Below are 23,103 nucleotides of genomic sequence, written 5' to 3'. Positions count from 1 at the left end.
CTGTCTATTCAGTTTGCGCAAGGCATCACCATTGTTGTGTCCGGTGTATGTAGGTTGCCATCCTACTCCCAAACATGGACGCGACGACAAAAGTCAGCCGCACTTTGCTGGCTGTGCAGCCAGAGCCATGCCTGCTATCGCATCCGCCCCCGGCCAAGCCGGTGACCGATGCCACAGTGTTCCAGCCCGGCTGACGGTGTCAGCTACCTGACTTCGGCCTGCATCCATTGTTCAATGCTGGTCACCACCTCTTTGACCGGCGTGCTGTAGCCAAACTTCTTCAACAATTGCCCATCGGGTCCGAGCAAGAACATGCCCGCTGTGTGGTCCATGGTGTAGACGCCGGGTGGCGCTCCTGGCTCCTGGACTTTGCGGTATTCCACCTTGAAACTACGGGCCGCAAATTGAACCAACTCGGCGCTGCCCGACAGGCCAAGGATGCGCTTGTCAAAGTTGCCGGTGTAGGCCTTGAGCACCTCCGGCGTATCGCGCTGTGGGTCGATGGTGATGAATATCGGCTGCAAGCGCTGCGCTCGCTCTCCCAACGCGGCCAGCACCTGCTGCATCTCAAGCATGGTGGTGGGGCAAACGTCGGGGCAAGAGACAAAACCGAACGCAATCAGCTGAAAGCGCTCGCGAAAATCTTCCGACCTGACCGCGCGGCCGTGGGTGCCCATCAGCAGGTAACGGGGCGACTCACGCGCAACTTTGACAGCCTGACTGACGTTCGCCACAGGCATTGCGGCCGTTTCGGTGACGGGTGTTTGGGCCTGGCAGACGCCAGTCAGCAGCCCGCAGATCGCCACAGTGGGCCAAAGATGGCACGGAATGAATGGATGGGTGTTCATGGTTTTCTCGGGCTTGGTTGGATGCTTGCGTCGGCTGGCAGGCTGTCTTGCAGTCGCAGCGCCAGCGCAGTGAGCTGCATGCGCAGCGTTGCCTCGTCGGGGCAGTCGACCTTGGCGCGGGTTTGGGCCAGAAACGCGGCGTGGGTTCCTTCGTCAAAAGCATTGCCAAAACGTGCCGTTTTGGGTGCGTGGCGCAGCATCAGTGCTTTGGCGCGTGCGGCAACGCCCATTTCCTGGCAAGCCATGGCTTGTCCGTTGACCTGGGCCAACTCGGTGACGGCTTGAAGCCCGGTTTCCAGTTGGGCCAATGCCGGTTGACACCAGCACGATGCCAAACACAGTGCAAAGACGCCGAAGAAGTGACTTGGAGGAGGATTCATGTGAAGGTGTTGCTGCTAAAGATGGGGTTCCAGCCGTCGCAGCCTTATGTGGGAACGGATCAAGAAAACAAAAACCAGCGCCCCGCCATTCATCAACAGGGCGTAAACAATACTGGGGACGCTCATCTCTGGCGACTGCAGGAGCTGCAAGGCCACAAAAATCCCCAGCGCCGAATTCTGCAATCCGCATTCAGTCACCACCGCCACGCGTTCGCGACCCGATAGGGAAAATGTCGCACCCAGCAGCCAAGCAGCCGACAGGATCGTGGCGTTGAGCAGCACGCAGGCAGGGCCAATCACGGGCAATTGTTCCAGCAGCACCTGCCGTTGCTCCCAGAAGGTGGCCACCACGATCAGCACGAACATGGCGCTCGCCAGGTGACTCATCGTGGGTAAAAGGCGCAGCACCAGGCTCGGGCGCCACGCCCGCAGACCCATACCCAGCAGCACCGGCAGCGTGGTCAGCATGAAGATACTGCGCACCATCTGGGTCAGATCCAGGTCGACCGGCGCGTTGTGGGCCATCCATATCGACATCGTCAGGTTGACGATCAAGGGCAGCGCAAACATGGCCGCAATGCTGCTGACGGCGGTGAGTGAAATGGACAGTGCCACATCACCCCGGGCCAAATGGGTCAGCAGGCCCGAGCTCACGCCCCCAGGGCAGGCCACCAGAATCATCAGTCCAACTGCGGTGGCGGGCTCCAGCGGCAACAACTGGGTTAGCACCCATCCCAGTGCCGGTACCAGCAGCAGCTGACCGGTCAGACCGACGGCCAGCGCCACTGGGCGTTGCATCACCCGTCGGAAATCTGCCAGCTGCAGCGTCAGGCCCAGGTAAAGCATGATCAGCGCCAGCATCAGTGGTAACAATGGACTGATCATGGACCCTGTCACAGCAGTACTCCGATTGACAACAGCACACCCAACAGCAGGCTGATGCGTGCGGTGGCGGCCAGCAGCGCGTTGAGCGACTCAGCACTGGTGTTGTGCCGCAGGTGTCGGGTCAGCTGAATGCCATACGGCAACGCCAACAGTGCCAGCAAGACCCCCATCTGGCCGCGTCCGGCCACCAGCAGAAGCAGCGCAAAGGGCAACAGCACCATACTGGCAAAAATCGTCCGTGCCTCAGCGCGGCCAATTACGGCCACCAGCGTCTGGCGGCCGCTGCGCAAGTCGTCTTCCAGGTCACGGTAGTTATTGACCAGCAGCACCGCTGCAGCGGGCAGGCCAAGTACCGTGCCGCAAAGCCAGGCATTGAGCGAGAGCTGACCACTTTGCAGCCAGTAGCTGCCCAGCACCGCCACCCAGCCAAAGAACACCAGAACAAAGGCTTCGCCCAGGGGGGTGTGCGATACCGGTCGTGGGCCGCCCGAATAGGCCCAACCCGCCAGCAACGACGCGATGCCCGCCAGCAAAATTGGCCAACCGCCCAGAGCCACGAGATACATCCCCAGCCCCGCCGCCAGCCCGAAAGTCCAGGTCGTGGCCCGGTGCATGGTGCGCGGACTAACCCAGCCCGCGGCGGTCACGCGCAAGGGTCCGACGCGGTCGGCGCGGTCGTTGCCGCGCTCAAAGTCCCGCACATCGTTGTGCAGGTTGGTGCCAATCTGGATCAGTACAGCGCAGGTCATGGCCGCAAGGAAGGCCGCCATGTGCAGCGCCATGCCGTCGTCATAGGCCAGTGCCGTGCCCACCAGCACGGGCGTGACCGCCAGGCTCAGGGTGCGCGAGCGGATGGCAGTCCACCACACACGTAGCATGGGCAACTGGGTGGTGCCGGAGCCATTGGCGGTTGGCAGATCAGTATTCACGGGGACGAACACCAAAATGCAGGCAGGCAATGCCAAACGACAGGTTTTCCCAGGTCACCTCGGCCAGGCCCGCATGATCCATCAACGTGGCAAAACCCTGCTGGTCAGGAAACAGTCGAATCGATTCGATCAGGTACTGGTAAGCCTGCGGCTCACCCGCCACCGCCGCGCCCAGGCGCGGGATGACCCAGCGCGAATACAGGTCGTACAACGGGGCCAGCCAGGCTGCCGGGCGTGAGAACTCCAGACACACAAAGCGTCCGCCGGGTTTGAGCACGCGGTGGATTTCGCTCAATGCAGATGCGATGTGGGTGGTGTTGCGCAGCCCGAACGAGATCGTGAGCAAGTCGACACTGGCGTCGCCTAGCGGCAGGTGCTCGGCCTCTCCCACCAGCCATTGCAGTTGCGCACTGCCCGCGCGCTGTTGTCCGGCGTGCATCATGGCCAGGCTAGGGTCGCATACCGTCACACGGCGACCCGGTGCCAGCAGCAGGCGCGCCACATCGCCGGTGCCACCCGCCAGATCCACCACCTGGCCAGTGAAACCCGCCACCCGGCGCGCCAGCGTGCGCTTCCACAGCCGGTGGATACCAAAGCTCATCAGGTCGTTCATCAGGTCATAGCGTGGCGCCACGGCGTCAAACACCTGGCGAATGCGCGCACGGCGCTCCTCGGCACTGACAGCCATGCTGCCAAAGCTGTGGTCAAGATCGTGGTCGCCTGCCATGGTGTTCAGCGCAGTGCCAATGCCACGGCGGCATCGAGTTGGGCTTTGGTCACCACACCAGTGTGACTCGCAACGATGTCGCCCTGACGGTTCAGCACCACGGTAAAGGGCAGGCCAGCCTTGCTGTTGCCTAAAGCGCGCATCAGGTCCAGACCCGCGGTGCGGGTCAACAACACAGGGTAGTTGATGTCGTAGGCATAGGCAAAGTCACGCACTGGAGCCGGGTCGGTTTCGATGTTGAGGCCGATCACTACCACGCCGGTTTTGCGTGATTGCAACGCCACCAGCTCGGGGATTTCAACCCGGCACGGTGGGCACCAGCGCGCCCAAAAATTCACCACCATGGGTTGACCCTGGCGGTTTGCCAGCGACGCGGGTTGGTTGTCCAGATCAAATAGATTTATGGAAAATAAGGCTCTAGCGCTTATGGGTTGTGCGCTGACAGCTACTGAAGATGTAGTGACAGAAGTGCCAACCGGTTGTGCACCAACGCCGCTGCTGGTCCAGGCAAGAAAACAGGCCAGCAACCCCAGGCAAAAGCGCGTCGTCACGGCAAATCACCCCGGCGAAACAGCACAAAGCCCAGTGTGGCTGACACCAACCCAAGCGCCAGCGGGTACACCAGCGCAAACACCTTGTAGCCCAACACGCCAAACAAATCCAGAATCACATAGGCCGACGGCCCCAGCACGATCAGCTGCGGGTCAAACAACGCCAGCGCCGCAGTGCGAAACACCTGCAGCGGGTTGGCCAGCGCCAGTGTGACCACCAGGTTGGGTTCGACCTTGCCCTGAATCATCAGGCCCAACAGGATCAAATCGAGGAACAGCAAAAACGTCAGCCACACCAGAAATGCCGCCCCTTGCGCCATATCGGTGCTGCGCGCCATGGCCGAGATCAGCATGCCGATGCCCAGAAAACACGCCGCCATCACCGCCAGCAACGCGGTGTAGTAGCTGAAGATGCCCCACGGCACCTCAATGCCGCGCACCAGCGCAATGAGGACTGCCAGCAGCATGGCACCAAACACCGGCAAAAATATCACCAGATAACGCCCCAGAATCTTGCCCCAGAACCATGCCACGAGCGACACCGGCAAGGAGAGCAGGTATTCGTACACACCCGCCTCGCGGTCGCCCGCCACCGAGCGCACGGTGGTAATGAGTACAAAAATCGGCAGAATCGCCATGGTGAGCTGGATGTAGGTGACCAGCAGGCGCGACAGGCCAATAAAGCCCAGCACGCGCGACTCGGTCAGACCAAACAAAAACAGTAGCGCCACAATGCCGCCAAAAACTAGCGTATAGATCAGGAACCAGCGCGCGCGCAGCGATTCAATGATGTCGAGTTTGGCAGTTAACCAGAGTTGTTTCATAAGTTGGATTCAATCAGGGGCCACAGGTTGCGGCTCAGCCCTTGGCGGGCAGGCAGTTGGCGGGCCAGTAACTGCTGGTGATCTTCATCATGGCCTCATAGCTGATGGTGTCGGGCTGTGGCTCAGCAAAAGCGGCGTAGTTGTAGCCCATGGGGGACGTGCGGCCCGCTTGAAAATGGGCGCTTAGCGCATTCAGCCATTTTTCACCTTTGGCGGTGTAGTCGGCCACCCAGAAGCCGGTGCTGGTATCGGCCATCCAGGGGTGTTCGGTGAGCTTTTCAACCCGCCAGGTCGCGGCACAACCCATGTCATCGAACTTGAAGACAGTGTTTTTCGGACCACCTTTGATCTCAACGGCAAAGCGCGGGTCAGAGATGACCATCTTGCAGCGAACACAAACGTCACGGTCCCACTTGATAGGGGTCATGCCTTCGGCCCAGTGACCATCGTCGCCACAGCCAGCCAGCAGCAGACTGGTCAACGGCGTGAATGCGGCAAGCGGACCCAAGGTGGCACTGCCGGTCAAAAACTGGCGTCGTTTCACGGTGAGACCTCGGTCAGCGACACGTGGCTAACCACCGCGGCGTAGCGCGACGCTGTGCCCAAGAATCGCAGTCGGTCGGGGCCGGCAACCTGGCCTTCCCACTCCAGTCCTTCTGCATCCAAAGTTCTGAAGTTCCACTGCGCCAGCGCCTTGGCCAGTGCCGGCTCATGCTGACGTGACACCACCCGGCCAAGCAAAATGCCTGCCAGCGACACCTCGGCCGCCACCCGGTCATCCAGCACCACTTTCCCCGTGTCGAGCTCCACCACCCGGGTCACCAAGGATGACACCTCATTAATACGGTGGCTGGAGATCAGCATCGTAACGTGCTCGGCGCGCTCGGCCAACAGGTCAAAAAAGATCTTGCGTGCCTGGGGGTCCAGGTTGGCCGCGGGCTCGTCCATCACCAGCACCTTGGCATCGCGGCCCAGGGCAATGGCAATCAGCAGCTTTTGTTTCATGCCGCCGGAGAGCTTGTTGAACGGGCGCGACAGGATGCTGGCTAAATCAAGCCCCAGGCGAATGGCAACCTCGTGAATACGCGCGGGATCGGTGTTGCACAGCGCGGCAGAAAAGTCGATGAGCTGCGCCACCGGCATTTTGAGCGGCGGGGGCAGTTGTGGCACAAAGCCAATCTGGCCCAGTACCTCGGTGCGCTCGGTGCGCGGGTTGCGGCCGTTGATGGATACCTCGCCATCAAAGGTGTATTCACCCAGCAGACAACGGATCAGCGTGGTTTTGCCGGCACCATTGGAGCCAATCAGCGCCACACGTTCGCCCAGACCAATGTCCAGGTCGATGCCGTCCAGTATCTTGACGCGTTTGAATGTTTTGCAGAGCTTGTTAAAACGGATCATGGTATTGTTGAATGCGCGGCCGTCAGACGGCTTGCCGCGTTACAGAATCTTGGAAAGCCCTTTGATGTCGAACTTGAGCGAACCGGTGGGGCACACATCTACACAGGCGCCACAGCGTGTGCAGTCCGGGCCCAGGATGACCTCGGTATCGACGGCGCGGCCTTTGACCACGGTTTCCAGCACATGCGGCACCAGGCAGACTTTTTTGCAGTCACCTTCATGAAAGCAGCCCTGCAGCGTGTACTTCACACGCACCGGCGACACAATGCCCACCACACCATAGGTCAGGCCAATCGGGCAGACATAGCGGCACCAGGCACGCCGGGAAAACGTCACCTCAAACAGCAACAGCGCTGCCACCCACAGCAGCGCCAGGCCAGGGCCGTAGATCAACGCACGCGACAAAATGCCGGTGGGTGAGATCGCCTCAAACACGGTATAGCCGGTACCCAGCGCTGCCAACGCAAAAATCACCCAGAACCAGGTGCGCAAGCCTCGACTCATGGGTTGGTCAGACACCAGTTTTTTCTTGGCCATCGACAAGTGCAACTTTTCGGCAAACTCGGCGACAAAGTGGTAGGGGCAGACCCAAGAGCAAAACGTGCGCCCGCCTAGCAACATCCAGATGGCCAAGACCGTGGCGGTGCCAATCACCAGATTGACGATGATGTGTTTGTGCGCCAGCATGACTTGCAACGCCGAATTCAGGTCAATCAGGTGAAAGCCGATCAAGCGCGAGGCCGACAGCGAACCTTCCAGAATCTGAATGTCCAGGTAAAACGACACCACAAACAACAGGTTAACGGCCAGCAGAAAGGTCCAACGCCGGTTGCGCCAGGTGTTGCCGTGCGGCTTTTCGTGGGCCTTCAGAATGGCGGCACGCACCTCCACCTTGTTGGCCATGCGCTTGAGCTCGTGGACCTGCTGGGCGCGCTCGGTGATCTCGGTGGGTTTTTTGGGCTCGCGCCCGAACATGATGGCGATCTGATCAAGAAACCGCGCTTGGTGAACCTTGTTCATGCTTTCCAGACCTCCCGCGCTTCAATCACGATGCAGGGCTGTGCCGTGGGGCAGACCATCTCGCACACGCCGCAGCCCACGCAGGGCTCCAACACCACCGGCTGGCGGCGGGTCTTGCCATCGGCGGTTTGCAGGCTTTCCATGCGGATGGCTCCGCCCACCGGGCATTCGCTCACGCACAGGTTGCACTCGGGCACGTCGTAAGGGTGATCGGCGATGCGGATCGGCTTCCAGCGGTCCACGTCCATGTAGCGCATTTGCCCGTCAAAGTCTGTGCCACGGGCTGGGCCTTTGAAACCCTTGCCTTGCCCGGCCAGGCAGGCTTCAGGGCGGGTCAGCCGCGCCACACCCATGCGTTCTTTCAGGTTGAGCGTTGGTTCCGGGTCTTTTTCCTTGGCTTTCAAAATCGGCTTGCCCGCCAGTATGGCGCCGACGCGCACCGGCAAAAAGGCCGGCTTGTGGTAGGCCAATGAGCCCGTGGGGCAGGCCAAAATACACTGCACCGCGTCACACGAGAAGTCGCAAGCCTGCGCACGCGCGTCGATGTAGGGCACGCCGACACCAAAGCCGTCCACCAATTCGGCCAGTTTGATGGCTTGCACCGGGCACACCTGAACGCACTGTCCGCATTTGATGCATGAACCGAGAAAGTCTTTTTCGTCCAGCGCACCGGGTGGACGCAGTCGTTGCTTTTGCGCGTACACGAGCGGCAGGTAGCCTGACAGCGCGGCACCCAGCACGCCACCGGCCAGCAAGGCGGTGCGCAACAGGCGGCGGCGGTCCTGGCGTGATAGCCCTGTCTTTTTTGCTTTCACCGGCTCGGGTGGCTTTGGTGCGCCGGGTAGTTCCTCACTCATTTGGCCATCCTGGGCGGTTTGTTGTAACGCGGCTTGGTATCTCTGAGCTGCAACTCGGGTGATGAAAACGGTGCGAGACGCTCCAGAAAGTCCAGCAACTCCAGCACTGGCGAGGTTTTGAAGAAACCGGCAGCGGGGATTTCCATCCAGATCTGGTCGGCAAACGCATAGTGCTCATGCGTGGTGTCGCCAAAGCCGTCCTTGTTTTTGTCGAAACCCTGGTAGCTGTCAAAGTAGTTGCCCAGCCATTTGTTCCTATCACCCTTGCCACGGCCACCCTGGGTGATGTCGGTGATATTGCCTTCAAAGATGTTGTCGGTGAATTCGTTGCCGCCGAGCTCGCTGGTGAGTTGCACCGCCACGCCGTTGTAGGCAAAACGGTTGCCTTTGAAGCGAATGGTGGTGTCGGGTTGAAACGGCGACAGGTCGGATCCCACGCCAATGGCGCTGTAAATGATGTCGTTGTTTTCGATAAAAATGTCCGACGACTCCTTGAACCCCAGCGCCATGCCGGTGGAACCGGTGGCGTGCGAGATCAGGTTGTTGCGCGCGCCGCCGCCTTCCATGTACATGAAATAGATTCCCACCGCGTTGTCGATAAAGCGGTTGTTTTCCACAATGTTGTTGTTGGCAAACATGAAGTGGATCGAGTAGCGGCTGCGCCGCCCTTCGTTGCCCCGGTAAATGTTGCGGTGCGAATACCAGGCCACCATGTCGCGCGAGTCGGTGACCAGGTTGGCCTCGATCAGGTTGTTGTTGCTGTACCAAAGGCGAATGCCGTCACCACGCACGCCCAGCAGTGCGGGCTTGGAGCGCACTTTGTTGCCTCGCACGATGTTGTCGCTGGACTGTTTCAGGTCGATGCCAAACAGGCAGTTGTCAATCACCAGGTTTTCCAGCACGTTGCCGTGGCCGCGTACGTCGAGGCAAGCGTCGTCGGTGTCATGGTTGTCTCCCGAGCCGGTCAGATGCAGACCACGCAGCGTGGATTTGCCGGCTTCAAGCGAAAACACCGTGCCTTTGTCACCGGCGTCAATGATGACCTTGCCATCGCCTTCAATCGTGAGAGATTTTTTGAGCACCACCGGGCCGGCATAGGTACCCGGCGCTGGTCGCAGCACGGAACCTGCAGGTGCCGCATCCACCAGCTGTTGAAACGGTTTCAAACCATGCACCCGCCGATGCCGCTCATGCAGCATGAAGGTGGGCTTGGGGCGGTCGATGGTTACCCGCGGTGCCGTAGACAAGTCAGCGGTGGCACCGAGTTTTCCCGAAGTTTCGCCCTGGCCCACCACGTCGCTGACCCCTTGGGCCAGCACCACCACAGATACAGCCCCTAGTAGCAGCGCTGGAAGCGTTGACCGCCACCTTGCCATGTCAGCTGTCTGCCGTTTCGCGCAACTGCTTGCGCCGCAACAACATCGCCACCGCAAGGCAAGCAAAGGTCACCATCAGCAATCCATAGCCCCAGTACGGGTAGGAGTAAGTGGAAAACTGCGCCACCTTGCCCTCGCCAAAAAGCGTTGGCATGAACGGCTTGACCGTGAACGCGCCCCAGGGGTGCATGTTGTGGCCAAAGAACCAGAGCCAGCCGGCGTACTCGATGACAAAAAACAGCGGCAGCAGCGCCGGCACACCCACCAACAACAGCGAAAAACTGGGCCAGCGCGCCACACCTACCACCAGAATCACCATCGCAGCGATCATGCCGCCCATGGCGATCTGGGTGTACAGCGTCACGTTGTTGCCCCAGACCTGCAACTTGGCGGGTTCGTTAAAAAAGGTCGCCGCCGCTTCAATATAGTGTTTGACGTGGGCTGCCAAGTGGCCCAGCACCAGTTGCTCGGTCACCGTCCATGCCGCCACGGCCAGAAAACCGGCTGACAACACCAGGGTACGCTTTCGCCCCGCGGGCGTGATGAAGCCCAGCAGCATGACGGCAAACATGCCAAAAAAGTACTTGGCCATGGGGCGCTCTACCGGCGCGCCGGTAGCAATCGGGAACATGCCCACATAGTGGTTGATGGTGTTCATCTCATGCACACAGTCCAGCCCGGTGGCATTTTTGTTGACGTCCTGGGCGGCATCCAGAATCGGGTTGTAGCGCCCTGAGTCCGGTCCCATGTCAGCCTGCATGGTTTCGGCGGCCATGCGCGAGCCGGTGCCCGTGGCCCGGCAGCCGTTTTGCACGCTGTCAAAGTGGAAGTGGATGCGAATGCCATCCGGAAACGCATCCTTGGGGTAATTGGGCGCGGTCAGCGAGACCCACCATATGGGCGCGAAAAAGGCCGCCACCATGGCCACCAGGGCCACCAGGGTGAGCGCCGTGATCAGGCGGTTCTGCTGGGTCTGCGTACTCACAAATCAGCCTTTCTTCTTGGCGGTGGTTTTGCCTTTGCACATGGCGCCTGGCATGGTCATGCTGGCCTGGTAGGCCGAGATGGCCACCAGCTGCTTGTCGTCGTATTTCTTGATGATCTTGACCATGTCCGGGTTGGCATTGCGGCGCTTGCCTTCGCGGATCTCGGTCATCTGGCGCAGCAGGTATTTGTAATGCTGGCCGGCGATGACCGGGTAGAACTTGGCCTTGTCGCCTTCGCCGTTCTTCATGTGGCACTCGGCACACTCTTTTTCATACATGGCTTTGCCTGTGGCGATCTGGGCGGCTGCGTCCGGGCCTTCGTACTGGCCATGGTCGACGGGAATGCACAGGCTCTCGATGTAAGCCGACACGTTGGCCAGCTCCTGGGCGTCGACCAGCTCCTTGGCAAACGGATACATCGTCGGGTTGTCACGTAGTCCGCCACGAATGTCGGCCATCTGCTTGATCAGCACGGTGGCATGCTGGCCGGCGAGTTGGGGAAAAGTGCCATCCGAGCGACCCGCACCCGAGGGCAGATGGCAGGCACCGCAGACTTCATAGCCATCTTTACCTTCTTTGGCATTGCCCTTGAGCTTCAGGGCTTCGATTTTTTCGCCCTCCTGGGCGTTCCATTTGTAGTCTTTGGCCTCGATACCGGCTTGCTTGGCAGGCGGCGGGCCGCCCGCCAGGATCAATGTGGGTGCAAAAGCCAGGGCAAGTGCCAGAACCATTGTTTTCTTCATTTTCAGAACTCCGGGGAATAAATTGAATTGATGCAGCTCTATTTGAGTTTGGAGAGGTAAAGCGCCAGCTCCTTGATCTCAGCGTCAGACACCAAATGCATGATGCCTTTCATGGCGGCGCTACTGCCGTTGGCGCGCGCACCCGACTTGATGTCTTTCATTTGCGCTTCGATGTACGACGCGTTTTGCCCGGCTACCTTGGGGTAGGCAGGCGTCAGGGTCTTTTTGCCGTCTTTGCCGTGGCAGGCCACGCAGGTTTTTTCTGCGTACAGAGCGGCACCATCGGCCAGCGCCACGCCCGAGCTGAGCACGCACAGTGCCGCCATCATTAACAACTTTGTCTTCATGGTTTTACCTTTTTCAAAAAGCATCGGGGAGCCAAACAAATGGACTCCCCGACGGGTGGGTCGCTTATGCCGGATTACTTGACTTTCTTGGCACCGTGCTCTTCAAGGAAGGTCTTGGCACGCAGTCCCAGGTCGGCAGTCTTGACCTGGTATTGCCAGATCTGCTCGGCCCACAGGTTGGCGCTTTCCCATTCCTTCTTGGCGGCATAGCCTTCGTGCTTGGCTTTCAGGTCCTTGGTCTTGCCCAACTGGTCAAACGCGTCTTCGACCATGGCCACCACCTCGGGGAAATCCTTGTAGTTCACGCTGGTGATATAGGTCACCACCGAGTCGATGATCACCTGGGTATCGGCCACCTTCTTCAAAGTGGCCTTGTAGTCGGCCTCGGTGTAGTTGCCCTTGGCCAATGTGGTCTTGGTGGCTTTCCAGCCCTTGGGTTTGACCAACAGGTAGCCCTGCATCTCAAGGTGCAAGGCCGAGCAGAACTCGGTGCAGTAATACGGGTACACGCCTTCCTTGTCGGCCTTGAACTTGACGGTGACGGTCTTGCCCGGCTCAATCGATGCATGCACGTTGTAGGTGGACACGGTGAAGCCGTGGGTTTCGTCCTGCGCGCGCTCGAGGTTGGTCAGGTGGATGGTGACCTCGTCGCCCACCTCAGCCTCGATCTTCTCGGGGGTGATGTGTGAGCGAATCAGTGAACCCCAAACCTCAACCTTATTGCCCTTGCGCACAGTCTTTTCTTCACCAGCTCGCACCGCATCCGGGTGGGCCTCATCGGTGCGGCTGTTGGTGCCGAGCTTGTAACGCACGGCGGGTTTGAGCTTCTTGGCGTCGATGGCGGCCACATAGTGCGGCTCGCCCAGCGGGATCGGCATGTCATAGAGGAGTTGCATCTTGTCGCCACTGATGTCGATCAACTGGTGGTTCTGCGGGTGCAGCGGCCCGACCGGGTTAAAGCGGTCGATCGCCAGTTTGTTCAGCGCCACCAGGTACTTGCCCTTGGGTTTGGTGGTGTCGCCTTCCATGGTCATCAGGTGACCGATGTTGTAGTGCACGCTGATCTTGTCGAGCAGCTTGCCTTCGCAGTAGTCCCATTTGGCGACTTGCGAGTCCACATACAAAGAGGTGTAAGCCACACAGGTCTTGCTGTCGTACTGTGTGTGCAGCGGCCCCAGACCCAGTGACACCTGCGTGTGCAGCGCGTCTTTCATGCTGATGACCGGGATGCCGTACGGGTCTTTGGACTCGAACTTGCCCGCCTTGATGGCGGCCATGATCTTCTCGAACGAATACACCGACACATGGGTGTCGAGCTTGCCCGCCACAATCAGCTTGGTGCCGTCAGGTGTCACGTCCACGCCGTGGGGCGACTTGGGCTCAGGAATTAGGAACAAGATGCCTTCCTTGATGGCGGTGTCCATCATCAGCACGTTGTGGCCATTGATTTGTTTGGCTTTGCCGGCTTTCACCAATTCGGCGGCTTTTTTCCAGTTGATCACATGCAGGTAGTCAGTGTCTTTGGCCGAGCAACCCGCCTCATACGGCGGGCGACCGTCTTCAATGCCGCCCACATAACGCTCCGAGCAGAATGAGTTGGTAAACGACCAGCCGTCCGAGGGGCCTTTGCCGGCGTCCGACAAGTCTTGGGAGTACGGTGGCAATTCGATGGAGAACGACTGCTTTTGATCGATCAGGCCCTTGGTGCGGTCAAATTTCCAATAGGTCATGCCGCCGCGGTATTTTTCGTTGAACTCTTCGAGCGGATAGAACTTCTTGTTTTCCAGCGGCGACGCGTATTGCGCCGCCTCAAAGATGTACTCCGAGTTGGGCGTCACAAACGCGCCACCATGCTCAGACTTGTAGATCGGGTTGGCCACAATCTGCTTGGTCTCGAAGTCACGCAAGTCCACCACGGCAATACGCGGGTTGGCCTTGTCGTTGATGAACACAAACTGGCCGTCCGATTCACCGTTGGTTTCAGAGAAAGCCGGGTGGTGGGTGTCACCCCAGGTGATGTCTTTGCCGTCAATGCGGCCACCGGCCAGCACTTTCTTGGACTCTTCGTCAAAGCCATAACCCTGCCATGGCTCGGGTGTGAAGACGCCGATGTACTTCAGAATACGCATGGACGGAATGCCGTAGACGATGAGCTGGCCAGACTGACCGCCAGAGCTGATGGCAATGAACTCGTCGCGCCCGCCGGTAGGCACATAGGTCTTGGCGGCGGCCAGCAGGTCTTGCTGGCTTAAGCCCCGCGCTTTCATCACATCTTGCAGCGAGTCTGCTGACCACGCCGACGTCACGGCCAAGCCAATACCGGCCGCCATCAGGGACGCCGCCAGTGTGCTCAATCTTTTCATTCGCTTTTTCTCCAGGTTGGGTTATGGTTAAGCCATCGATGTCACGAATGGATCAAGGCTTGGTGTGGATAACGCCGGGGAGTCTAGAAATTTAGGGCCGACTTGGCCTTAAGGCAGATTAGGTTTTTGTGGATATGCATGTCTACTTATTTGATACATATCAAACAATGTGCAGATCGAGATGAAAAGCAGCATTGGCTGCCGTTCCGGGCCTGAGTCTTAAGATGAGTCAAGGACGAATCTTGTACCTTTTGCCAGAATTTGCCCCGGACAGTTTCCTTGAAGCGAAGAGTTTGCTGGCGCCTCGGCGCCAGCCTTTTTTACTATTTTCATAGCTGTTAGCGCTTTTATATAAAGGGCTGCAGCCGGAAACGGCTCGAACTTTGAGCCGGTGCATTGCCAGCCTTCGCGCAAGCGGCAGGCGGCGTCTGACAACCGCACCCCATCCATCTGATAAGCGCTTGTTATTCATCAGCACTGTGATTTTGCTTAAGGCAGTTCAAGGACAAGCGGCTTGTCACAAATCAACAATCAGCGCGCTCGAACCGAACTGCCGCAGCCTTCACCGAGCCTTGCAACACGCCGTTTTGACGGATCGGCTGCCCCACTAATGGAGTTAGACAATATGAAGCAACTAAAAACGGCCAGCCTTGCGGTGGCAACTCTGCTGTCGATCATGACCGGCACCGCGTTCAGCCAAAACGTGGCCCCAACGATGACCGCCGCTGAAAAAGAGTCGGCCAAGAAAATCTACTTTGAACGCTGCGCAGGCTGCCACGGCGTGCTGCGCAAAGGTGCCACTGGCAAAAACCTGGAGCCGCACTGGAGCAAGACCGACAAGGACGGCAAAACCACCGAGGGTGGCACGCTCAGCCTCGGCCAGTCACGGCTGGAAAAAATCATTGGCTACGGCACCGATGGCGGCATGGTCAATTTTGATGACATCCTGACCAAGGAGGAGCTGACGCTGATGGCCAAGTACATCCAGAACACGCCGGACGTGCCGCCCGAATACAGCTTCAAGCAGACACTGGACTCATGGAAAGTCATCGTGCCGGTCAAAGACCGCCCGACCAAACAGATGAACAGCTTCAACCTGAAGAACATGTTCTCGGTCACCCTGCGCGACACCGGTGAGGTAGCTTTGATTGACGGCGACACCAAAGACATTCGCAGCATTGTGAAAACCGGCTACGCGGTGCACATTTCGCGCTTGTCCAAATCTGGCCGCTATGTGTACGTGATTGGCCGCGACGGCCGCCTGAGCCTGATTGATTTGTGGATGGAAAAACCCTCGGTGGTGGCTGAGGTCAAGATTGGCTTTGATGCGCGCTCGGTGGATACCTCCAAGTTCAAAGGTTTCGAGGACACTTACGCCATTGCCGGCTCTTACTGGCCGCCCCAATACGTCATCATGGACGGCGACACGCTCAAACCGCGCAAGGTGGTCAGCACCCGTGGCATGACGGTGGACGGCGAATACCACCCCGAGCCGCGTGTGGCATCCATTGTTGCGTCAGAGATCAAGCCGGAGTGGGTCGTTAACATCAAGGAAACCGGGCAGATTTTGCTGGTGGACTACTCCGACATCGAAAACCTGAAAACCACCACCATCGCCTCGGCGAAGTTCCTGCACGATGGCGGTTTTGATGCCTCCAAACGCTATTTCCTGGTAGCAGCCAATGCGTCCAACAAGATTGCAGCGGTGGATCTGAAAGAAGGCAAGCTGGCCGCGCTGGTGGATGTGGCCAAGATTCCGCACCCCGGGCGCGGTGCCAACTTTGTGCACCCCAAGTTCGGTCCGGTGTGGGCCACTGGACACCTGGGTGCCGATGTGGTGTCGCTGATCAGCACGCCCTCGGATGATCCCAAGTTTGCCGCGTTCAAGCAATACAACTGGAAGATGGTTCAAGAGGTCAAGCATGTGCCGGGCAACCTGTTCGTCAAGACCCATCCGAAATCAAACCATCTGTGGGCTGACTCGGCGCAAAACGCTGACAAAGACACGGCTGAATCGGTTTCGGTGTGGAAGATGGATGACTTGTCCAAACCCTACAAGATCATCAACGTAGCCAAAGACTCCGGCTTGCCACCGACCAAGGCCGTCAAGCGGGCAGTCCACCCTGAGTACAGCGCTGACGGCAGCGAAGTGTGGATTTCGCTGTGGGGTGGCAAGACCGACCGGTCGGCCATTGTGGTCTATGACGACAAGACCTTGGCGCTGAAGAAGGTGATCACCGACCCGAAGATGATCACCCCCACCGGCAAGTTCAACGTCTACAACACCCAGCACGACATCTACTGATAGCAGGCTTGTCACCAGCACAGTGACCCACAGCCCTGCGGCTGTGGGTTCTGGGTGACGCTTTTTGACCTTGCGGAAATTAATCATGGCATCAAGAATCAAGCAGTTGTGGACGGCCCTCAGACTGCCCAGCGCCAAACATTCGATGTTTGGCTTGCTGACGGTGGGTTTTCTGACCGGGGTGTTTTTCTGGGGCGGCTTCAACACCGCGCTCGAAGCCACCAACACCATGGAGTTCTGCATTTCATGCCATGAGATGCGTGACAACGTCTATCAGGAGTACAAAAAGACCATCCACTACACCAATCGCACCGGTGTGCGGGCGGTGTGTTCGGACTGCCATGTTCCCAAGGACTGGACGCACAAGATGGTGCGCAAGGTTCAGGCCAGCGCCGAGGTGTGGGGCAAGCTGATGGGCACCATCGACACCAGAGAAAAATTTGAGGCCAACCGCCTGCGCCTGGCCGAGCACGAGTGGGCACGGATGAAAGCCAATGACTCGCGTGAATGTCGCAACTGCCACAGCTTTGACGGCATGGACACCGAAAAGCAGAAGGTCCGTGGTGCCAAGATGCACAAGATTGCCCAAGACGACAAACAAACCTGTATCGACTGCCATAAAGGCATTGCGCATCAAAAACCCAAAGGCATGAAAGAAGAAGACGAGTAACTGCTGCCCGCACCGTCAAGTGCCCAGAAACCGACATAAAGAAGGAAATCGACAATGAAGAGCTTGAAGAACAAAGCTGTGCTTACCGGGTCCATGCTGGTCGTGGTCTCACAGTACGCCATGGCGGCACCGGACTGGACCAAGGTGCCAAAACGCGATGTGCATGTCTTTCACGCGGGTGTGACCCCAATCGAGTGGGTCAGCAAAAAATCCAATCACAGTGGTACCGCCGGCATGAAGAAGGGTGAATCCTGTGCCGGCTGCCACGAGGAGAAGGGCACGCTCAACCTCAACTTCAAGCGTCTGGCTGACAAGGAACTGGAGCCTGTGGGTGCACCTTCGACCATGATTTACCCGGTCAGTTTCCAATCCGCACACGACGACGCCAGCCTGTATATCCGCCTGACCTTCAAAGCGCCTTCGGGAAGCGCCAACAAGGCCGACAAGGACAACGAAGTCAAGGCCACGGTGATGTTCCCGGACGCCTCGGTGCCTAATGCCGCCCAAGAGGGGTGCTGGGCCACCTGCCATCAGGACGCCCGCACCATGCCAGGTGCGGACGACAAAAAAACCAAGTACGCCGCAGCAGGCAGCTACGAGCTGATGCAGTGGCGCAGCGCCAAAGGCGCCAAGGCGGCGGATGGTTCGGTATCCAGTGCGCGCAAAATGGAAGGCGGTGCCTTGGTCGCCAAGGCTGAGGGTAGCAAGACCGGCGATGTGTACACGGTGACTTTTAGCCGCAAGTACCCGGGTGCCGGTAAAACCATTCCGTTTGGACTGGCCATCCATGCTGACCACGCCAGCGGGCGTTTCCACCATGTTTCTCTCGGTTACGCGCTAGAGATGGCCACTAATGGTGAGGTGAAGTTCATCAAGCAATGAGAGCCGCACTGTTGCTGGCAAGCTGGCTGACCTTACACAGCTTCGCCTTCGCGCAGTCGCAGGATCTTTCAGTGGTGCCTGGCAAGCTTGCATTGCCAGAAGTCAGTTTGCAGGTGCAGCACGATGTCCCCACACTAGTGGGCGTGCAGCGTGCTGGCTTGCGTCCGGAGGTGCATCGCTTGCCAGACGGTCGGCATGCACTGATGACAACCCATGACGCCTGGATTTTGCGGGTGGATTTGGAGCATGCTCAAGTGGTGGCGCAGGTTCGGGCTGGTGAGTCACTGAGTGGCGCGGCCTTGTCGGATACCAAGTCGGGTCTGCCCACCGTGTTGGCTGTGGCGTCCTACGCGCCACACAGCCTGGTCTTTGTGGACGAACACCTTCGGTTGCTGAAGCACCTGCCAATCACTGCGCGCACAGGCCAGCAGACGTCTGCCGCGAAAACCCTGCTGACGGCCACCGCGCGCGACAGTTTTGTGGTGAGTCTGGCGGATCTGCCTGAACTGTGGGAGATCAGCTACCGACCTACTGCCCCCGAGATTGCACAGGGCATGGTGCATGATTTTCAATACCGTGAGGGGAGTTTTGTGCCAGGCTACCTGAACCCTAGGCGCATCGCACTGGAATCACCAGCCGTTGATCTGTGTCTGTCGGGTGACGGTCATGAAGTTCTGAGTCTGCATGATGGTGCGGGCTTGACCTCGCCAGAGGGCGGGCGTCGGGTCAGTGTGACGCATCTCGATGTTGGGCGGAAGATTGCCGAGATGACGCTGCCTGCAGGGTGGCGGTTGGCTCAATTGGTCCAAATAAATTAGTCGCCCCTTAACCGTGAAGCTAAAAGTAAGAATTTGGCTGTTACTGGGTACGCTTACCGGGGCAATGTTGACCGTTGACCTCGCGGTCACACACACCAAATTAGAGGTCGAGATTAACTCTGCTACAGAGTACGAAGCCCGCACGGTGTATGGGTTCATGATGGCCACCCGCCGAATTTACCAACAGCAGTTTGTTGACAGCAAGCTGCCGATCAACGTCGATACCATTGGTTTTTTGCCGGCGCACTCGTTTTCACGCATTTCAAAAGACTTTGCTAACTGGAACCAAAATGGCATTGTGTTCAACAATGTCACTGACATTGCCCGTAACCCGGTCAATCAGGCAGACCGCTTTGAGCTTGAAGATATGGCGTTTTTTCGTAGTCAACCCGCTGCGAAGGAGCGTATGCGCAAAATAGTGAGTGACCAGGGCGTAGGCTACTTGCTATACACGGCACCTATCTTGATTGAGTCAGCCTGTCTGTTATGCCACGGCCAACGGGCCGTCGCTCCCGCCAGTATCCGCGACGCCTATGCTACCGGCTACGACTACAAGGTGGGGGACCTGCGCGGTGTGGTAAGCATCCGAGTTCCGACAGCCACATATGATGCCCGTTTATTTCGCGTGTGGAGTGGGCAACTAGTCAAGAGCCTTTTGAGTTATTTACTCCTTTTCTTGGTGATTGGTTTTCTACTTGATCGCTTGGTGACCCGGCGGCTGGTACGCCTACAGCGAGCAGCCAATCGGATCACAGAGGGACACTATGACACGCGGTTGCCAACCAGAGAAGGAAACGCAAGCGATGAAATTCATCAGCTGGCTCACACCTTCAATGATATGGCGACAGCGATTGAAACCCGCGACCAGTCCCTTAACAAACTGCTGCAAGCGGTCGAGCAAAGTCCCGAGAGTGTGATCATCACTGATGTTCATGGGACCATTGAATACGTCAATGCGACGCTGGTCAACAAGTCAGGTTTTAGTCGCGAAGACTTGCTGGGCAGTCGGGCACAGGTGTTTCAACGCAGTGAGGGTACTGGCGAGCAAGACCCGCTGCACCCCCTTTGGGAGGCGCTCGATCAAGGGCAGTGGTGGCAGGGTGAACTTCACTGCATGCACAAAGATGGCAGTCAACACCCCGAACTGGTCAGTGTATCGCCGGTGCGCAATCGCGATGGGAAGATCAGCCATTATTTGATGGTTCGCCAGGACCTGACCGAGAAAAAGCGCACCGAAGCACAAATCCAGCACATGGCTTACTTTGATGCCTTGACTGGCTTACCCAACCACACCCTGCTGATGGACCGATTGGCGCAGGCTGCCAATGTGGGACGGCGCATGGGGCATCAGGCGGCCTTGCTGATTGTCAATGTTGATCGCTTCAAATACGTCAACGATGCGCGCGGCCATGCCATGGGCAACCAGCTGCTCAAGGCGGTGGCGCAGCGGCTGCAATCCTCCTTGCGCGACGGAGACACGCTGGCGCGCATGGCGGCAGACGAATTTGCCGTGCTGCTGCCTGACCTGACCCACGACGACGAGCACGCCAGCCGCCACACCTTGTCGGTGGCAGAGAAAATTCACGAAACCCTGCGCGCACCGCTGGCGGCTCAGGGCGAGCTGACAACGGTCACGGTCAGCATTGGCATTTGTTTGTTTCCGGTGCAAAGCGCGCGTGATGTAGAAGAAAGCCCGGACGACATCTTGTTGCGTGCCGACAACGCCCTGCACCGTGCCAAAGAGGCTGGGGGCAATCAGACCGCCTTGTTTGCCTCTGACATGGCAGAACTGGCCCAGCGCCGCTTTGCGCTGGAGCGTGAGCTGCGTTTGGCCATCCCTGCCGGTGAGCTGCGCCTGTATTTGCAACCCCAGTGGCACGCTCAGGGCGCCCTGGCCGGTGCCGAGGTGCTTGTGCGCTGGCAACATCCGGTGCACGGGTTGATTTCACCGGCTGTCTTCATCCCGGTAGCAGAAGCATCTGACCTGATTGTGGATGTGGGCGTGTGGGTGTTTACTCAGGCTTGTCAGCTGCTGGCGCAGCAAGCCACCGCGTCGTATCCACTACGGCTGTCGGTCAACCTGAGCCCACGCCATTTTCGAAAAGCCGACTTTGTTTTCTGGCTGCAAAAGTTGATGGCGGACATTGGTGTCAACCCGACCCAACTGATGTTGGAGGTGACAGAAGGACTGATGATTGACAACTTTAACGATGTGGTCACCAAAATGCAGCAGCTGACCGCCATGGGGCTGCGGTTTTCGCTCGATGACTTTGGCACCGGCTACTCTTCTTTGGGTTACTTGAAGCGCTTGCCGATTCACGAGCTCAAAATTGATAAGAGCTTTGTCCAGGATGCGCCGCACAACTCAGACGATGCCATGTTGGTCGAGACTGTGCTTGAAGTCGCCCGCCGCATGCACTTGGAGGTAGTGGCAGAAGGCATTGAAACCCAGGAACAGGCCAACTTCTTGAACAGCCGGGCGCACTTGGTGCACCAAGGCTACCTGTATGGCCGGCCCGAGCCCGCCGCTGTGTGGTTGGCCCGCTGGGCCAAAACAGGGACTATGAGGCAATTGCAGGACAGTCCCAAATGAAAAAACTATGACGAACAGAGTTTGCTATACACATCCGAGTCTATCGCGGCGGCTATCTCTCAAGGTATCCACAGGCACTGTCTTGTCTGTTAGTCAGGTCGTTTTGATCGGTTCTTTGTGGTTCGGTCTTAACGGATCTTGCGGTGCCCAGGATTTGGCACGGGGTAAAGAAATCAACGCGACCTGTGCGGGTTGCCACGGTGATCTGGGGCAAGGCGGCAAGCGCGGGGAATACCCAAGAATCAGCGGGCAACGCGTTGGCTACCTGGTCACTCAGCTTCAAGCATTTCGTGACCGCACACGCCTGAATTTGCCCATGTTTCCCTACACCCAGGAGCGTGAGCTCTCCGAGCAAGACATCGCCGATGTGTCTGCCTATCTCGCGTCAGTCGAGTTACCCACCGAATGGCCCAAGTTCTCGCCCGGCGATGATGCGTTGACGCGCTTGGCTGCCATGGAGAAAGTCATGATCATTGCGCGTGCACCGGGCGATGTGGACAAAGGTGGACGCATCTACGGGCAAGAATGCGCCTTGTGCCACGGCGAGGACGGACGTGGCAAACGCAAGTTTCCCCGCCTGGTGGGGCAGTACAGCAATTACCTGCTCAAACAGATGGAGGCTTACCGCAAAGGCGAGCGCCCCCATGATGAAGAGGGCATGACAGGCGCGTTGATACCACTCAAAGCCACTGACTTGCAGGACATTCTGGCCTATCTGACAACGCTGCAAACCGTCGTCAAGCCATGAGGTACATCATTTTGCTGGCCTCGTGGGTGCTGCTTGGCTCACCTGGTCACACCACCGAAACCCAGACCCTGCCGACCATCAGCTTGTATGCGCCCAGTCAATGTCAGCCATGCGCAGATTGGGCCGCGCAATTGGCGGCTGCCGGGTACATGCTTGATTGGCAGGAGAAAGAGCCTCCCGCACTGCGCAAGATCGAGCGCTGGCTGAATGTCCCTTCCGGCTACGAATCGCTGCACGTTGCGCGCGTCAAAGGCTACTTTCTTGCGGGGCCGATTCCCATGCACGCCATTCAATGTCTGATCACCGAGAAGCCTTCAGCGCGGGGTCTGGTCCGGGCCGAAGGTGGAAGCATCCACCTGGTCGGGCATGACGGGCGGGTCGTAGCAACCCCCTGGCCTTGAAGGTTCGCCCAATTCGTCTCGCACCGGTACCCGCCAAATGAAGTAACCAAGAATCGCAGCAATCACAAGCAACAAGCCACGATGCCAATGCGCGGGAACCATCCAGATCGAGGCTCCAAACGACAGGACCATGACCAAGCCCGCCCAGCGCTTGGTCTTGCGTTTCATGGCGCCATGAGTGCGCCAGTCGTCCAGGATCGGACCCAGCAGGCGATGACGCAACATGGCCTGGTAAACGCGCTCAGAGCTTCTGGCAAAACAGGCCGCTGCGAGTAGCACAAAGGGCGTCGTGGGCAGAAGGGGCAGCACCAGGCCAATGGCGCCGGCCAACAAGGCCACAACACCCGCCAGAAAGTAAAGGCTACGCACGAGCTTCGCCGATTTGACCAAAATGCCTCCGTTGTGATTGCTGCAGGCCAATGGTAAGGGCAAGTCCCCGCACACAAATT

At 58.5% G+C, this 23,103-nt stretch carries 24 protein-coding genes; 7 read left to right on the top strand and 17 right to left on the bottom strand.

Features of this window, described 5'->3' with window-relative positions; translation table 11 throughout:
* Positions 1-203 precede the first annotated feature (203 nt).
* The 16 genes from KBF66_RS09870 to nosZ form a co-directional block, all read right to left on the bottom strand.
* Positions 204-848 carry an SCO family protein gene (locus tag KBF66_RS09870; RefSeq protein WP_296655845.1) on the bottom strand — a complete coding sequence of 215 codons (645 nt, stop codon included), beginning with the start codon at positions 846-848 and terminating at the stop codon, positions 204-206.
* A complete protein-coding gene (locus KBF66_RS09865; protein WP_296655843.1) occupies positions 845-1,228 on the bottom strand; it encodes a hypothetical protein in 384 nt (127 codons plus the stop codon). The genes KBF66_RS09870 and KBF66_RS09865 overlap by 4 nt, the downstream gene beginning before the upstream one ends.
* 15 nt (positions 1,229-1,243) lie before the next feature.
* Positions 1,244-2,113, bottom strand: a complete 870-nt coding sequence (locus KBF66_RS09860) for a bile acid:sodium symporter family protein (protein WP_296655840.1) — start codon at positions 2,111-2,113, stop codon at positions 1,244-1,246.
* Between the two features lie 8 nt (positions 2,114-2,121).
* Entirely contained in the window at positions 2,122-3,042 is a 921-nt protein-coding gene (locus KBF66_RS09855) for a 1,4-dihydroxy-2-naphthoate polyprenyltransferase (protein ID WP_296655837.1), read from the bottom strand.
* A complete protein-coding gene (locus tag KBF66_RS09850; protein WP_296655836.1) occupies positions 3,032-3,769 on the bottom strand; it encodes a class I SAM-dependent methyltransferase in 738 nt (245 codons plus the stop codon). Before KBF66_RS09850 ends, KBF66_RS09855 begins: the two co-directional genes overlap by 11 nt.
* A 5-nt stretch (positions 3,770-3,774) precedes the next feature.
* The gene (locus KBF66_RS09845; protein ID WP_296655833.1) at positions 3,775-4,320 is read right to left on the bottom strand and encodes a TlpA disulfide reductase family protein; all 546 of its coding nucleotides are present in this window, start codon (positions 4,318-4,320) and stop codon (positions 3,775-3,777) included.
* On the bottom strand, positions 4,317-5,144 hold the full coding sequence (locus KBF66_RS09840) for an ABC transporter permease subunit (RefSeq protein WP_296655830.1): 828 nt from the start codon (positions 5,142-5,144) through the stop codon (positions 4,317-4,319). The genes KBF66_RS09845 and KBF66_RS09840 overlap by 4 nt, the downstream gene beginning before the upstream one ends.
* Positions 5,145-5,178: 34 nt before the next feature.
* Entirely contained in the window at positions 5,179-5,688 is a 510-nt protein-coding gene (locus tag KBF66_RS09835; RefSeq protein ID WP_296655827.1) for a hypothetical protein, read from the bottom strand.
* Positions 5,685-6,545 (bottom strand): ABC transporter ATP-binding protein, encoded by an 861-nt coding sequence (locus tag KBF66_RS09830; protein WP_296655825.1) that lies wholly within the window; start codon positions 6,543-6,545, stop codon positions 5,685-5,687. Before KBF66_RS09830 ends, KBF66_RS09835 begins: the two co-directional genes overlap by 4 nt.
* A gap of 39 nt (positions 6,546-6,584) precedes the next feature.
* On the bottom strand, positions 6,585-7,565 hold the full coding sequence (locus tag KBF66_RS09825) for a NapH/MauN family ferredoxin-type protein (RefSeq protein ID WP_296655824.1): 981 nt from the start codon (positions 7,563-7,565) through the stop codon (positions 6,585-6,587).
* Positions 7,562-8,422 carry a 4Fe-4S dicluster domain-containing protein gene (locus KBF66_RS09820; protein ID WP_296655821.1) on the bottom strand — a complete coding sequence of 287 codons (861 nt, stop codon included), beginning with the start codon at positions 8,420-8,422 and terminating at the stop codon, positions 7,562-7,564. Before KBF66_RS09820 ends, KBF66_RS09825 begins: the two co-directional genes overlap by 4 nt.
* Complete coding sequence (nosD, locus tag KBF66_RS09815) at positions 8,419-9,798, bottom strand: nitrous oxide reductase family maturation protein NosD (RefSeq protein WP_296655819.1); 1,380 nt, start codon at positions 9,796-9,798, stop codon at positions 8,419-8,421. Before nosD ends, KBF66_RS09820 begins: the two co-directional genes overlap by 4 nt.
* 1 nt (position 9,799) lies before the next feature.
* Positions 9,800-10,783, bottom strand: a complete 984-nt coding sequence (locus KBF66_RS09810; RefSeq protein ID WP_296655815.1) for a hypothetical protein — start codon at positions 10,781-10,783, stop codon at positions 9,800-9,802.
* 3 nt (positions 10,784-10,786) lie between these two features.
* Positions 10,787-11,527, bottom strand: coding sequence for a c-type cytochrome (locus tag KBF66_RS09805; protein ID WP_296655812.1), 741 nt, complete (start codon positions 11,525-11,527; stop codon positions 10,787-10,789).
* Between the two features lie 38 nt (positions 11,528-11,565).
* The gene (locus KBF66_RS09800; RefSeq protein WP_296655809.1) at positions 11,566-11,874 is read right to left on the bottom strand and encodes a c-type cytochrome; all 309 of its coding nucleotides are present in this window, start codon (positions 11,872-11,874) and stop codon (positions 11,566-11,568) included.
* Between the two features lie 74 nt (positions 11,875-11,948).
* Entirely contained in the window at positions 11,949-14,237 is a 2,289-nt protein-coding gene (nosZ, locus tag KBF66_RS09795; RefSeq protein ID WP_296655806.1) for a Sec-dependent nitrous-oxide reductase, read from the bottom strand.
* Between the two features lie 676 nt (positions 14,238-14,913).
* Here nosZ and KBF66_RS09790 point away from each other — a divergent pair.
* The 7 genes from KBF66_RS09790 to KBF66_RS09760 all read left to right on the top strand — a co-directional run bounded on the left by KBF66_RS09790 (position 14,914) and on the right by KBF66_RS09760 (position 22,654).
* Positions 14,914-16,542 (top strand): cytochrome D1 domain-containing protein, encoded by a 1,629-nt coding sequence (locus KBF66_RS09790; protein ID WP_296655880.1) that lies wholly within the window; start codon positions 14,914-14,916, stop codon positions 16,540-16,542.
* An 85-nt stretch (positions 16,543-16,627) separates the two neighbouring features.
* On the top strand, positions 16,628-17,212 hold the full coding sequence (locus KBF66_RS09785; RefSeq protein WP_296655803.1) for a NapC/NirT family cytochrome c: 585 nt from the start codon (positions 16,628-16,630) through the stop codon (positions 17,210-17,212).
* 54 nt (positions 17,213-17,266) lie between these two features.
* Positions 17,267-18,094, top strand: a complete 828-nt coding sequence (locus KBF66_RS09780; RefSeq protein ID WP_296655801.1) for an ethylbenzene dehydrogenase-related protein — start codon at positions 17,267-17,269, stop codon at positions 18,092-18,094.
* The gene (locus KBF66_RS09775) at positions 18,091-18,912 is read left to right on the top strand and encodes a cytochrome D1 domain-containing protein (protein WP_296655799.1); all 822 of its coding nucleotides are present in this window, start codon (positions 18,091-18,093) and stop codon (positions 18,910-18,912) included. Before KBF66_RS09780 ends, KBF66_RS09775 begins: the two co-directional genes overlap by 4 nt.
* A gap of 64 nt (positions 18,913-18,976) precedes the next feature.
* Positions 18,977-21,505 (top strand): EAL domain-containing protein, encoded by a 2,529-nt coding sequence (locus KBF66_RS09770; RefSeq protein ID WP_365732537.1) that lies wholly within the window; start codon positions 18,977-18,979, stop codon positions 21,503-21,505.
* A gap of 7 nt (positions 21,506-21,512) precedes the next feature.
* Positions 21,513-22,253 carry a c-type cytochrome gene (locus KBF66_RS09765; protein ID WP_296655797.1) on the top strand — a complete coding sequence of 247 codons (741 nt, stop codon included), beginning with the start codon at positions 21,513-21,515 and terminating at the stop codon, positions 22,251-22,253.
* A complete protein-coding gene (locus KBF66_RS09760) occupies positions 22,250-22,654 on the top strand; it encodes a DUF411 domain-containing protein (protein WP_296655795.1) in 405 nt (134 codons plus the stop codon). Before KBF66_RS09765 ends, KBF66_RS09760 begins: the two co-directional genes overlap by 4 nt.
* On the opposite strand, the gene KBF66_RS09755 is transcribed toward KBF66_RS09760, so the two are convergent.
* The coding region (locus tag KBF66_RS09755; RefSeq protein ID WP_365732536.1) for a YbaN family protein at positions 22,568-23,103 on the bottom strand (536 nt) is incomplete at its 5' end. The genes KBF66_RS09760 and KBF66_RS09755 overlap by 87 nt on opposite strands.

This window comes from Rhodoferax sp., from assembly GCF_018063565.1.
Taxonomy (GTDB): Bacteria; Pseudomonadota; Gammaproteobacteria; order Burkholderiales; family Burkholderiaceae_C; genus Rhodoferax.
Note: the sequence above shows the minus strand (reverse complement) of the source record. Positions and strands in the feature narration are given on the sequence as shown.